Source organism: Paeniglutamicibacter psychrophenolicus, from assembly GCF_030812255.1.
Lineage (GTDB): Bacteria > Actinomycetota > Actinomycetes > Actinomycetales > Micrococcaceae > Paeniglutamicibacter > Paeniglutamicibacter psychrophenolicus_A.
Map to the genome: position 1 here is coordinate 1 of NZ_JAUSSH010000002.1, position 13017 is coordinate 13017.

Below are 13017 nucleotides of genomic sequence, written 5' to 3' on the forward strand. Positions count from 1 at the left end.
ACTCGTCAAAACATATTGATCCCTTTTTTTTATTTTTTTTTTTTTTTTTTTTTTTTTTTTGGGGGGGGGGGGGGGGGGGGGGGCCCCCCCCCCCCCGACACCCGAGCATCAAAATTCTGACAGCTGAATTGTGACTGACAACGATAAATGGCCGTTTTTTCACTGCGCTGTTTGGCATTCCGGGAACCGTCAGCGAGATGTTGTGGCCCTCCAGTGACATGTGTCTGTTCCGGGGTGGCTAGGCCTTTTCCGACGTACCTCGGTCGGGCAACAGGACACCGCACGCGGGGCCCGGCGTGCCTGAAGACGGCTCGGTGCGGCGTCTCCGGGAGGGCCCGTGGGATGGTGTTGGCGTGTCAGTGGCCACCACCGGGGCCGCTCACCTCGCTTCCGGGGTTGACCGCGCACCCCGGCTGGGGCCCGCCATGAGCTACTGGTCGCCAATACCCGGCCGTCCAGACGTGTACCGTGTCGCCCGGCCGGCAACGGAACACCCCAGACACAGGCCCAGGGTTGAGACCGGGGAGAACCCGCCGGAGTCAACGCCTGGGATCGTCCTCCGGGTTTTTGGGGCCACCGCTGCCTTGCGGTCGGTGGCCTGCAGCTTCGGCCGGACCAGGAGGGGGCCCTGCCCCGACGGCCACATCCAGCCCCGCCACCGGGTCCGGCTGGGTCCAGACCTGGATGATTGCCCAGGTCACCGCGGCCAGCGGCACCGCCAGCACGGCACCGATAAGTCCGGCGAGGATGACGCCGGCGGCCAGCGCCAGGAGGATGACCAGGCCGTGCAGGTGCAGCGAGCGTCCCATCACGACCGGCTGCAGGACGTGGCCGTCGAGCTGGTTGATCCCGACGACGATGGCCACGACGACCAGGGCCGCAACGGGCCCGTTGGCGACCAACGCAACCAGGGCGGCAAGAATCCCGGCCACCGTCGCCCCGACCATCGGGATGAAGGCGCCGAGAAAGACAATGGCGGCCAGCGGAAGTGCCAGTGGCACCCGCAGGATGAACAGGGCCGTGCCCACGACCACACCCTCGATCAGCGCTATGATCGCCGTACCCCGCACGTACTGGCCCAGGACAACCAGGGTCCTGGCCCCGGAGCAGCGAAGCCGGTTTCGGATCGCGCCGGGAAAGGGCCGGAGGAAGAAGTCCCAGATCCGTCCACCGTCCTTCAGGAAGTAAAAAAGCACGACGGCGCCAAGCAGTGCCCCGGTAAGGACTTCGGCCGCCGTCGAGATCCCCACCAGCGCGCCGGCGCCGAATCGGCTGCTGGTTGCAAAACTGGTCACGGCTTCGGAGGCCCTGTCGATCATCTCCTGGTCAATGGGAAGCGGTCCGGAAGCGATGAACCTCTGCAGCTCCCCGAACCCGTCGCCGGCGGCCGTGACCAGTTCGTCCCATTCGCTGCGCACGGCAAACACAATGCCGGTCACCAGGCCGCCCAGCACGAGGATGGCGGCCAGGAAGGTGATCCAGGTCGCCAGCGCACCGGGCAGGCCCTTGCCGCGCAAAAACGCGACCACAGGACTCAATGCGGCGGCCAGGATCAGTGCCACCATAAGGGGGATCACAATGAGTTTGAGCTGGACCAGCCCGTAGATGGCCACGGACAGGGCGATCAGGACCAGAATGAACTGCGCGGCGCGGGTTGCGGCCCGGCCGAATCCGTCGGCCCATAATCCGCGGCCCGGTAGGAGACCGCCGACGGTCGAGGTGGTTTTCATGGAAATCATCCCTTGGCTGATGGTTTTTGGTTGCTCCCAGCATGCTCCTTCATGGACGACCGACCAAGGATCGAGCGCCTACCGGATGGGGCCAGGAAACCCGGCCACATCGGCGCCACTGCGGCCGGCCCGCCCCGACCGGTCGAAGGGAACTCGATGTCGGCGTCCGTGCACCTGCCGATTGGGGTGTCTCGAAAACCTACAGTCTTTCGAGACAAAAGATCTGGCCGATCTTGACAGTTGACCATGCCGGACTTCCGGGAGACATTTGGTTCCAGAAAATCGTCTTACCGAAAAATCTCTTAGCCGGTTGTTGTCGAAGGTTTTCTGAGTCAAAGCGGCAGAGCCAGACTCGCCCGTAAGCCGATCGGCATGCGCGACAAACGGGAGCAACAAGTTGCAGGTTTTGTGGGCTACCGAGTCGTTGGTGTGGAAATGCGGGTCCCGGCCTGTGATCCGGCAGGAGATGGCTGGGCGGGCGTCGATGGTTGCTGGACAGCGGTCCTTTACCGCACGTGAACGTGGTGGCGGTTTCTCATTTGCCCATCCCAGAAGAAAGCACGGTCAGCGGGCGCTTGAAGAAAGCGGGGTCGCCGGGTGGCCAAGTGGTGCTAGTCTGCGCCTTCTCAGCGGGGATCGGTGAGATCAAGGACTATTTCGTTGTGACGCATGAACCATGGCTTGAAGGGGGGATCGAATCTGGCGAAACGCGGGGTGCCCACCGGCTCAAGCCCGGCCGCACGCAGAGCAATTCTCAGCTTCTGGAGATGCTGCTGGTAGCTCCCGGTGCTCCAGCGCCCGCTGAATCGGATCGCCGCGGCAAGGCTTTCCGGAACCGTCCGCAGGCGGACCTTTTGGTTCAATGGCCGCGGTGCGTTCTCGATCGTGAAGCCTTCGGGCAAGACGAAGGAAACCCGGAACGTCGGCGACGCGCCGGTTTCTCCGTGCGCCTCGATTCCCTGCTGCAGGACCGGGGCGGTCATCGAGATTTTTTCCGACGCAACATCCTGCACTACCGGCGCTGTCATCGCGACCTTCGCTCTGGCTTCGTTCTCTCCACTGATATAGGCAAAGAGGTACCGGAACGCGCGGTTTCCTGCCTCTTCAAAGCCCCCCGCGGTAGTGACTTCGGCAAACAGGTGCTCGGGATACCGGCGAACCTCAAAATCAGCGTAGCTTTGCACGGTTTGGTAAGGCTGTTGCCGGGTCATGCCACCACGGTACTCCGCCACTTGCGCAAGAGGATCCCCACGAGGGACAGCAAACCCGGGAAGCAGAGCGCGTCCCTGGAGGAAATGCCTCGAAAGTGGTGTCTCGGTTTTGAATCAACCAGGAATGGATGCCGGCCAATGCGCTGGTTCGGGTTGGGTGCCGGCAGCCTGTCGGTGGCGCTGGCCACCGTGGGCGGCACCCGAGTAGGTGAATCGCACCCCATTTGCCGCTGCGATCCGCATGCCAGCGTATGAGACGTCGGCTTCGTGAGGCCCCTCTTGCGCGCCGGGCCATCTGCATTGGCGACATGACCCGATCCCATCGTTCCAGAATTCGATCCTCAAAATGCGGCGCTACCGGAGGGGGGTTTCCAACGTTAAATCTCGCAGCCTAAACCCCGGGAACGCCTGTGCCTGCTGTTGCACGGGGGAACCCTATGCGGAAACTTCAGCGGGCGGCGGGGGAACACCCGGGCAGATCCCGGGGTGAGTAGTGGGATAGTGCCAGCTCCGGTTTCTGCCATGATGGGGCACAGCAGGTGAGCGACGCAAACTTTGGCAAGAACGGCAGAGGGCGGGCCAGTGATGAATACAGATCCATCACTGTCCCGCCCCATAGGGTGCTGCCTTACTGCTGTGGCCGTCTCAAGCTGTCCGACGGCCGGGTACTGCTGGTACTTCCGGTGTTGCTGGTACTTCTTTACTGCTGGTACTGCTGATGGTGCCGGTGTTGCTGGTACTGCTTACTTCTGTGGCCGTCTCAAGCTGTCCGACGGCCACGCCCTCCGGCTACTGCATTACTGCTGTGGTCGTCTCAAGCTGTCGAGGACCACGCCCTTTGGGTACTGCTGGTACTTCTTTACTGCTGGCACTGCTTACTGCTGTGGCCGTCCCAAGCTGTCCGACGGCCGGGTACGGCTATGCGGTTTCCCCCAAAGGAAGCAACTGCACCTTCCTCGATCGGGGGAGGCAATTTGCTCTTCTTCCCGCATGCCAAAGAATATAGTAGTACTTCCCGGAAAGTTCAAGTCCTCGGATTTCCCGGGGTTTTCTTGGGGTCCGCTGGAAGGATTGGGCCCCCGACCAGGCGAGTTCGCCGGCTTGCAGCACGGTCCCGTGGGGATTCCCGGGGGAGCCGTGGAGGTCGCGTCCCCTTGGGTGTCCCAGGGCGCGGGTTCCGGCGCGGGGGTGCCGGGCATGTTTGGGCGTCCGGGTGGAGCCCGGGACCGCATATGGATCCGGTGGCTTCATGGCGAGGCCCTTTCCGCGACCCCGGGGGACGGGCCGGGCTCCGTCACGGGGCGGTCCCCGCACCCCTGGGGTGCGGGGACCGCTGGGGGAAGCGACATCGGGATCCGGCCTCGCATTGCGCGTGCGGCGCCATGGTGGGCCCCGGCGGGGCTCTCACCCTTGTGCCCAGACGGCCGGGAAGATGCCGTCCCCGTTTGGGGAAACCGTCCTCCCTAGGCGTTGATCGAGTGCTGTTCCTGCGCGTTGGAGGTGATGACGATCTTGCGCGGCTTGGCCTGCTCAGCCACCGGGATCCGCAGCCGCAGCACCCCGGTGTCGTAGCTGGCCTCGATGTGCCCGGTGTCCAGGTTCTCACCCAGCACCAGCTGCCGGCTGAACACCCCGCGGGGGCGTTCGGCCGCGAGGATCTCCTTCGAGTCATCGCCCTCGCCGTTCAGGGCGCCGCGTTCGGCCTTGACCGTCACGACGTTGTTCTCCACATCCAGGTCGATCGAGCCGGGGTCCACGCCCGGCAGGTCGAATTCGACCTGGACGGCGTCCCCCTCGCGCCAGGCGTCCATGCTCATCGCGGAGGGCCGGGCACTGGTTCCGAACACCTGCTCGGCGAGCCTGTCGAGTTCGCGGAACGGGTCTGTGCGCATCAACATGGTTCCTCTCCTTCGTGCGTCTTGCTTGTTTCCGCCCCCGCCAGATCTGTTCCAACGGGTACAGATTTTTTATAGCACCGTGGATAGAATGCTGCAAGAGGGATCCGAAAAAGTTTGAAGGCACGCTCATGGCAGTCCCCGATCCCGCGGTCCCCGGCCATGTGGCCCCGGATGCGATGGCGCGCGGCATCTCACCCGCGCGCCGAGACCCCGCGGCCAGTGATTTATTTGTCCCGTCGATCCCCTGCGGCGTTCCCCTATCGGGCCGTGCCCGCCGGGGGAGGGGCGGCCCGGGACTTTTCGCCCCGGCGGAGCAGGGGCTGCATTGCGGTGCCCGGCTGCTGGCCACCATAACGGCCCCCGTTCGGGTGCTTGCCGCCCGTGGCTAGGCCGGCGCGTGCAGGGGTGCAGGTGCCTCCGGGTGCCGGGCGGCGGCCAGGTACTCCTGCACGGCTTGGGCGGGAACCCGGTATGACTTGCCGAAGCTCACTGCCGGCAGCTTGCCCTCGTGCACCAGTTCGTAGACGGCCATCCGCGGCAGGTGCATCGCTGCGGCGGCCTCGGCCACCTTCAGGTAGTCGTTGTCCTCGGGGTCCTGTCGCTCGAACATTTCATTCCTCAATCCATGTGGCCGTCATCCCCCGGAGGAACGGCTGGTCCGGCAAGCGCACCGTTCCGGGGCCCGGTGTGGGTTCTCATGGTAGGCACGGATTCGGCGGCGCTTCAAGGTTTTGCGCACCCGCCCGGCCGCCCATCACCGCCTGAGCACCCCGGTAAATGTAGGGTCCTAAGCGCCGGGGGAATCCTGCCCCCGCCGGTGGTGGCAGGACCCACGGCCGCTCGCCCAGGAGCCGGACCATGGTTCGTCGGGCGGCACGCCCCTCCGGGATGAGCAGCAGCGGGTAGATGTGGACCATGCCCGGAGCTTGGTGGAATTCGGTGTGCACCCCGGCCGCACGGGCCTTGGAAACCAGGAGCCCGCAATCCGGGTGGGTGATGTCGCGGGTGCCGGCGAACACGGTGAGCGGCCCGAGGCCGGCCATCTGTCCGAACAGTAGGCTCACTATCGGATCTTCCCACCGGAGCCCATCGCGCCAAGGTCCGCGGCGGCCCGGAGGCCGGGCCGGACCAGCCACTTCTCGTTTGGTTCCAGCAGGTCGATGGCCGGGTTGCGAGAGCTCACATCAAGTGCCGGGGAGATGAGCACCGTGTGGACCAGGGCCACCCCGAGGTCGCGCAGCAGCAATGCGGCGGAGAAGGGGATCCGGCCGCCGGCCGAATCGCCGAGCGCCGAAACGTTTCCCGCACCGTGGGTGGTGGCAACGCGCCGGAGCAGGTCGGCAACCTGCGGGACCACGCTCGCGGCGGTGCCTTGCGGGGCCAGGGGTAGCTGGGGACCAAAACCCGGGACCCGGTGTCCGTGGCAAGCCTGAGGATCAGTTGCCAGTGGAGCGGGAATGTTTGGTTGATCCACGCACCCCCGTGGAGATGGACGATGCGGTGCTGCGCTGGGTCTGCGAAAGGTTCGCACCCCATCCAGGGGCCATCCGCCACCCTCATCCACCCCGATGTCCACGCCGCTGGGCAGCAGGCGAGGTGGCCCGTAGGCGCAGCGGCGCAGGCGGCGCACCGCCACGAGTTCCGCGGTGGCCTGCGGGCTGGCAAACCGGTGCCGTTATCCCCATGCGGGCAAAGCGGCGGCATCATCCAGCTGGCAGGACCGGCCACGGAACCTCCGGGGATGAAAGGATGGCGGTGTCCACGACGCCCGCGGCTACCGAGCTGGTGGCGCCGGAAAACGCCGGCGAAGTCCTGCTTTGTGTCCTTACTGCCCACCTTCTACTGGTGTGCCGGATCCGTGTCGTCCTCGAGGTCCAGATTCTCGCCGGGATCCAGCTCCTGCTCGGTTTCACCCGCCCGCCGGTTCTCGAGCACCACGAGCCGCTCACTGTCCTGACCCGTTTCGGGATCGGGGACATGCACCGCCCGGGCATCATCTGGACTAATCGTCTCTTCGGCAAGGGCCTGGGCATCGACGGGATCCAGTGGTTCGAAAATTTCACCCATGATCGTCCTCCTGGTGTGGTGGGATTCCAAGTCTCGGGGGGATTCCAAGATAGGGCCTGCAGGGCGCCGGCTCAAGGGGCCTTGCCGTATCCGGCGCGACGGCGGGAGAGTTCCCCTCGCAGGGAGTCGTTTTCCGCTTCCAAATCCAGGACCAGCCCGATGCCCGCAACGTTGAGCCCCAAGGCCAGAAGTTCGCCGATCCGCCGCAGCCTGGCCACATCGGCATCGCTATACAGCCGGGTACCGCCTTCGGTGCGCCTCGGTTCCAGCAGCCCCTTGCGCTCATACATTCGGAGGTTCTGCTGGCCCGTTCCCACCAACTCCGCGGCCACTGAAATCGCGTATACACCCTGCCTCTTCGTATCCCTGGTAGACATCACGAGTCCCTTCCAAATTTCCTGCCGCATGCTTCTTGCGCCGGCGCCCTGCCTGTGTTATAAAAAAACTATACCCACCAATATAGATTGTGGGGGGCAACCAACCGAATATGGCATTCACTGACACTGTGAAGGAGTGCACCAGCCATGTTGATGCGTACAGACCCGTTCCGTGATCTCGACCGGATCGCCCAGCAGGTTCTGGGGACGGCAACCCGCCCTGCGGCCATGACCATGGACGCGTGGCGCGATGGCGACACGTTTGAGGTCGAGTTCGACTTGCCCGGCATCAGCCCGGATTCGATCAATCTGGATGTGGAACGCAACGTGGTCACCGTCAAGGCGGAGCGTCCGGCCTTGGACAAGGACCTGGAGATGCTTGCCTCGGAGCGGCCCCGGGGTGTGTTCAGCCGACAGCTTGTCTTGGGTGAGAACCTGGATACGGAGAACATCGAGGCCAGCTACGACACCGGGGTGCTGCGCCTGCGGATCCCGGTGGCCGAGAGGGCCAAGCCGCGCAAGATCGAAATCACCTCCACAGACACCGATCGCCAGGCGCTAGACGCCTAGGCGACCGGGAAGCGGGAGATGCCTTTGGTGTCCCCCGCAACGCCGGAAGCGTCCGGCGGCCGCCCACCTTTTGGGAAATGGGCGTGAGCCGTCGTGGCCCGCCATTGCGCCCGAAGGCGCGATCAAGGACGGCCCCCACGGAATGTTTTCGGCACCGTTGGCCCGGGCCATGGCGCCCGGGCCAACGGCTTTCACTAGTGGCCACCAAGGCAGTGCCCGGCACTGCCGGAGCCTGAAGTGCCGGAATGGAAGTGCAACGTACGGTGGGCGGATTTCCTGATTACTATTCGGTGTTGGGCCTGGATCCCCAAGCCTCCCCCGGGGCCATTGCCCGGGCTTACCGGTCCCTGTTGCGCCGCCACCACCCCGACACCCGCCATCCACCGGAATCGGTGGAGGACGCAAACCAGCATGCCGTTCTGCTTCAACGGGCCATGGAGGCCCATGCGGTCCTGGCCGATCCAATCCGGCGTGCCCGCTACGACAGGGAACACCACCCCCACCCGGTGCTTCCCCCGATCCCTCAGCCTTCCGCTGCCCCCTTCCGTCCGGCCTCATCCCCGGGTTCGAGGCCGGGTGGCGGAGAATCCTTGAGTGTTTCCCCACTGCGGTGGGATCCCCCGACCAGGAGGAGCATCTAAATGAATGCATGGCGACGCTACGATTCACCGCTGCTGCCGACCTTCCACGAACGCTTCGAGAAGCGTTGGGGGAAGGGCAGCGCACCGTTTTTGGACCCGGAAGTCCTCGAGCAACCCATGCCTCGGGCCCAGTGGATCAACATCGATACCGGGGCCGCGCTGGCGGTGGTCCCGATCTGGACGGAAGATGAGGCCCACCGGTCCTTCGCCATGTTCTACCTGCCCCCGGCCGGGGACATCTGGTTGCTGCGTCCCGGGGCCACCGGCTATCTCGAATCCGGACAGCTGGAGAGCATCAGGCTGCGCAATGACGCCTTCAAGAAGGCCCTCAAGCATGCCACGGAGTTCATCGAGGGTGCCAATCCGCTGTGATCCGCAGCTCTGGGATCCGACGGCCCGTCCCTGCTGAGCCGTCGGAGGTGTCTTGAAAAGATCAATCTTCGGTCACGGTACACGAGGGTTCCGCCAGGGAAGATCCTCTTGACACCCGCCATATTCAGCCACGGAACGACTGCCCAGGGTTGGGTTTGACAGGGTGCGGCACCCATTATTAGCCTATTTCTACTTGCATCCGTTGATGGCTTTCACAAGCCAAGAGGGGAGGAATACGTCGCCGTTAAGCTAAACCCAAACCGAGACAGACCACCCCATTCGTTGAAGGCCCCTCTGGCATAGAGGGGCCTTCCGCCACCGAGTGACCTACGAACCCCCTGACGGTTCCCCGCGCGCGGGACCGCTTCCAATCCCGGGAGTCGTACCTCCACGACGTACCGCCGAATGCAGGCCTGCTCGAACGCGACTTTTGCACTCGCTCGGGTCAGTGCGTAATGTAGGGCGTTCGCCCGGAAGCGCCGTCCCCCAAGAGGCCGCCGGGCGGGATAACCAGCCCCCGCGTCCGCGCTTTCCCCCAAGGTGTGCGGCCGTGGGGGCTGTCCCTTAAATCCGTGCCTAGCCCCGCGACCACAGGGGTACGACAAAAGATATTTCGTTCGGTCTTTTCCCGCACACATGTGGACGCCGGGACCCAACCGACCGCGTGAGCACCACCGCCAGGTCACGTTCCGCCCTGAATCCCGCCTGCCACTGCCGGCGATCGTGCACACGCTCACCATCGTCAGGGGTTTCGCCGTAGTTCCCCGTGGCTCAAGACGCTTCCGCCCGGCCCCCTGTTAAGGGACCGGGTTATTTGGCATTGACCACGAGTGTGCAGCGGGACCAAGCTTCGCTCTCGCGGTTCCATGAAAAACAGATCAACAATTTAGTCAGAAACCAAGTACGAAACATGTATAGTGGGCCCACGACCCTGAAACGGGTCCAAGCCCACCGAGGGGGAATACAGCATGGATCGGCCGGAAAGACTGGACGGCGTGGAAGAACCGCGCATGGTCCCCGAGGGGGTCTCGCTCGGGTACGCACGCATCAGCACCAAGGACCAAAACCGGGAGAGCCAACACCAGCAGCTCATCGCCGCAGGCTGCTACGACGTGTACGCGGACCAGGGCAAGTCCGGGGCCACCATGGCGCGCCCCGAGCTGGAAGCCTGCATACGTGCCCTGCAACCGGGAAACACCCTGGTGGTCACCACACTGGATCGCCTGGGCCGCACCGTGCGCGGCCTGGCCGAACTGCTCGACACGCTCAAGGAACGCGAGATCAACTTCCGCTCCCTGGCCGAAGGCATCGACACCACCACGATGCAGGGACAAACGATGATCAGCGTCATTGCTGACGTGGCCAAGATGGAACGCGAACTGATCCGCGAACGCACCATGGCCGGATTGGCCGCGGCCGAGGGCAAGGGAGGCCGGCCGCCACGCTTGCAACCTCACGAGGTGCGCGAAGCACACCGGCTGAGGGAGGACGAGGAATGGTCGTTGGACCGCATTGCGGAGAAGTTCAAGGTCAGCCGGTCAACGATCATTCGTGCGCTGCGCCAGGATGGGCTGGCCGGGGATGGCTACGCTGGTAAGAAACCAGCAATCTCACCCCGGGAGCCGACACGTGGCCAGAGCGCGCAAAACCCAGGTCCAGGGCCAAGTATCCCTGGATGATTTTCTCTTTCCAGAACCCGAGGAGGTTCGTGATGAACACATACGGCACGTTCGCACAGAACGCGTGGAAGACCCTGGCCCCGAGCCAGTACGAGTCGATCGTGGACCCGGAGACGTGGTTCACGAACCTGGGGGTCGAGGCGGAGAACAGCGTGGACAGTCTGCAGGTGCAGATCGCTGGACGCGATACGCCGGGGGAAACCTACCTGGAGAAAGTTGGCCGGTTGACGGCGGCGAAGATGCAGGCGGAGGAAATCGTGAGGGTCGAGATGTTGACCCCACAGCCGGAGGACTTGGAGGAGGAGCCGGACGAGGACGAGGAACCGAGCACGATGGGCGTCTATCTGGAATACATGAAGGAAGTGAACCGGCTTCACCGCGAGACCCTGGAGGAATTGCACCAGGAAGAGATGGGACACGACCTGAACCAGTAGAAACGCTCTCACGGTTCATTCCAGTCAACCAGGATGCCTTGGCACCCTCGGGCGCCAGGGCGCGGTTCCGCGCCAACCTTGAAGCCTTGCGCACCTTGCGCGGGCTACAAGAGGCCGAGCGTGAGGCCAGCGCATCGGAGAAGGAAATCCTGGCCCGGTGGGGCAGCTGGGGAGCCACCGGGGTGGCAGAAGTCTTTGACGAAAACCGCCCCGAATATGCCGAGGATCGCGCAGAGTTGCGCGAACTCCTCACCGAGGCCGAATACCGGGCGGCGAACCGCACGGTCATCAATGCCCACTACACCGACCCGGCACTGGCTACCGAGATCTGGCAGACCCTGCAAACTCTCGGCTTCGAGGGCGGCAATGTTTTGGAGCCAGGGTCCGGTGCTGGCACCTTCATTGGTTTGGCACCGGAGGGAGCCACCATGACCGGGGTGGAGCTGGACCCCATCACCGCAGGTATTTCCCAAGCTTTGTACCCAGGAGCCACGATCCGTACCGAGTCCTTTGCGGACTCGCAGTTCGGTTCGGCACGTTTCGATGCCACGGTGGGCAACGTGCCCTTTGGCCGGAACATCTTGCACGATACGACCCACAACCAGGGCCGGCACTCGATGCACAACCACTTCATCATCAAGTCCCTGGACCTCACCCGCCCCGGCGGTGTGGTCGCGGTGATTTCCTCGGCCTTCACCCTGGATGCACAGAATCCGGCCGCGAGGCGGGAAATCTACGAAAATGCGGATCTTCTTGGTGCGGTGCGCCTGCCCAACGGGGCACACCGCAGGGCGGCCGGCACGGACGCGTTGACCGATGTCCTGGTCTTCCGTCGCCGCCTGCCGGGAGAAGAACCAGGGAACGCCGCCTGGTTGGAAACACGTCCCGTCGCCACCGCTTCCGGGGCCGAAGCACGCATCAATGACTACTTCACCCAGAACCCGGACAAGCTCCTGGGGGAGATCGAGGTAGGCAACGGCATGTACGGCAACGCCACCGTGAACGTGCGGACCGATGACCTGAAAGCAGTCCCCACACGGCTGCATGAGCAGTTGCAGAAGATTGCCACCACCGCCGTGGCCGCAGGCCGCGGAATGGGCGAAGACCCGCGCACCGCCGAGGTGCAAGCCGCAGCCCGGATGCCGCAGGCGCCCGCCAGCGAACAGGTCGGACACATCGCCGCGCTCGAGGATGGAACCTTCACCCAGGTCAGCACCAACAAGGTCGCCGAGCCGCTGACAGTCCCGGCCACCCAACAGACCGAACTGCGCTCACTCCTGGGTTGCGGACGAATCGGGCGGAGAAGATGTCGCGCAGCGATGGGCATGTGCCGCTTGTCATAGTGGTGTCGGGAATCGGGAGACCTACTCCGCAGTTGAAAGTGGGTGAAACTACAGTCATTCCCGAACAACAGGAGAATTCCTTCATGGCAACCACAGTCCTTACCCTCGTCGGTTCATTGCGCAACGGCTCGACCAACCGCCAGCTGGCTGAAGCCACGGCCCTGAACGCACCGGAAGGCGTCGAGGTCAACGTCTTCGCCGGCCTGGAGAACATCCCGTTCTACAACGAGGACCAGGACATCGAGGGCCAGGTTCCGGCCGCGGCACTTGAATTGCGCGCCGCCGCGGGTGCAGCAGACGCACTGCTGCTGGTCTCCCCGGAATACAACGGCACCATGCCCGCCGTCCTGAAGAACGCCATCGACTGGCTCTCCCGTCCCTTCGGCAACAGCGTTGCCAAGGACATGCCCGCAGCTGTCATCGGCACCGCCTTTGGCCAGTACGGCGGGGTCTGGGCCCAGGACGAGGCCCGCAAGGCACTGAACATCGCCGGCGCCAACGTCCTGGAGGACGTCAAGCTGTCGATCCCGAACTCGGTCGTCCGCTTCGCAGATCTCCACCCGAAGGACGACGCAGAGGTCGCCAGCCAGGTCGCAGCCGTGCTTGAGGGCATCCGCGCGGTGGCCGAAAGCAACTGATTTCCGATTTCCCGCGTTGACCCGCAAGGGGTCGATGCATGGCGCGTGGCGGGCACC

15 protein-coding genes are annotated in these 13017 nt (G+C 64.3%); 7 read left to right on the top strand and 8 right to left on the bottom strand.

All coding sequences use genetic code 11. The features are described 5' to 3' along the window. Positions 1-539 precede the first annotated feature (539 nt). The 8 genes from J2T21_RS03060 to J2T21_RS03095 all read right to left on the bottom strand — a co-directional run bounded on the left by J2T21_RS03060 (position 540) and on the right by J2T21_RS03095 (position 7313). Positions 540-1730 carry an AI-2E family transporter gene (locus J2T21_RS03060; RefSeq protein ID WP_307578369.1) on the bottom strand — a complete coding sequence of 397 codons (1191 nt, stop codon included), beginning with the start codon at positions 1728-1730 and terminating at the stop codon, positions 540-542. 626 nt (positions 1731-2356) lie between these two features. Further along, positions 2357-2941 carry an SOUL family heme-binding protein gene (locus tag J2T21_RS03065; RefSeq protein ID WP_307578371.1) on the bottom strand — a complete coding sequence of 195 codons (585 nt, stop codon included), beginning with the start codon at positions 2939-2941 and terminating at the stop codon, positions 2357-2359. A 1463-nt stretch (positions 2942-4404) separates the two neighbouring features. Beyond that, positions 4405-4839, bottom strand: a complete 435-nt coding sequence (locus tag J2T21_RS03070; RefSeq protein WP_307578373.1) for an Hsp20/alpha crystallin family protein — start codon at positions 4837-4839, stop codon at positions 4405-4407. 385 nt (positions 4840-5224) lie between these two features. Beyond that, on the bottom strand, positions 5225-5449 hold the full coding sequence (locus tag J2T21_RS03075; protein WP_307578375.1) for a helix-turn-helix domain-containing protein: 225 nt from the start codon (positions 5447-5449) through the stop codon (positions 5225-5227). A gap of 85 nt (positions 5450-5534) precedes the next feature. After that, the gene (locus J2T21_RS03080; protein WP_307578377.1) at positions 5535-5903 is read right to left on the bottom strand and encodes an alpha/beta hydrolase; all 369 of its coding nucleotides are present in this window, start codon (positions 5901-5903) and stop codon (positions 5535-5537) included. After that, the gene (locus J2T21_RS20815; protein ID WP_373457881.1) at positions 5903-6475 is read right to left on the bottom strand and encodes an alpha/beta hydrolase fold domain-containing protein; all 573 of its coding nucleotides are present in this window, start codon (positions 6473-6475) and stop codon (positions 5903-5905) included. The genes J2T21_RS03080 and J2T21_RS20815 overlap by 1 nt, the downstream gene beginning before the upstream one ends. Positions 6476-6678: 203 nt before the next feature. Next, the gene (locus J2T21_RS03090) at positions 6679-6906 is read right to left on the bottom strand and encodes a hypothetical protein (RefSeq protein ID WP_307578382.1); all 228 of its coding nucleotides are present in this window, start codon (positions 6904-6906) and stop codon (positions 6679-6681) included. Positions 6907-6977: 71 nt separating this feature from the next. Then, entirely contained in the window at positions 6978-7313 is a 336-nt protein-coding gene (locus J2T21_RS03095) for a MerR family transcriptional regulator (RefSeq protein ID WP_307578384.1), read from the bottom strand. 117 nt (positions 7314-7430) lie between these two features. Here J2T21_RS03095 and J2T21_RS03100 point away from each other — a divergent pair, with 117 nt between their 5' ends. The 7 genes from J2T21_RS03100 to J2T21_RS03125 all read left to right on the top strand — a co-directional run bounded on the left by J2T21_RS03100 (position 7431) and on the right by J2T21_RS03125 (position 12960). Further along, complete coding sequence (locus J2T21_RS03100) at positions 7431-7853, top strand: Hsp20/alpha crystallin family protein (RefSeq protein ID WP_307578386.1); 423 nt, start codon at positions 7431-7433, stop codon at positions 7851-7853. Positions 7854-8098: 245 nt separating this feature from the next. After that, entirely contained in the window at positions 8099-8494 is a 396-nt protein-coding gene (locus tag J2T21_RS20820) for a J domain-containing protein (protein WP_373457882.1), read from the top strand. After that, complete coding sequence (locus J2T21_RS03105; protein ID WP_307578389.1) at positions 8495-8866, top strand: hypothetical protein; 372 nt, start codon at positions 8495-8497, stop codon at positions 8864-8866. 995 nt (positions 8867-9861) lie between these two features. Further along, on the top strand, positions 9862-10545 hold the full coding sequence (locus J2T21_RS03110) for a recombinase family protein (protein ID WP_307578391.1): 684 nt from the start codon (positions 9862-9864) through the stop codon (positions 10543-10545). Positions 10546-10577: 32 nt separating this feature from the next. Further along, positions 10578-10979 carry a TnpV protein gene (locus J2T21_RS03115; RefSeq protein WP_307578393.1) on the top strand — a complete coding sequence of 134 codons (402 nt, stop codon included), beginning with the start codon at positions 10578-10580 and terminating at the stop codon, positions 10977-10979. 95 nt (positions 10980-11074) lie between these two features. Further along, complete coding sequence (locus J2T21_RS03120; RefSeq protein WP_307578395.1) at positions 11075-12322, top strand: class I SAM-dependent methyltransferase; 1248 nt, start codon at positions 11075-11077, stop codon at positions 12320-12322. Between the two features lie 83 nt (positions 12323-12405). Continuing rightward, positions 12406-12960, top strand: a complete 555-nt coding sequence (locus J2T21_RS03125; RefSeq protein WP_307578397.1) for an NAD(P)H-dependent oxidoreductase — start codon at positions 12406-12408, stop codon at positions 12958-12960. Positions 12961-13017: the final 57 nt, after the last annotated feature.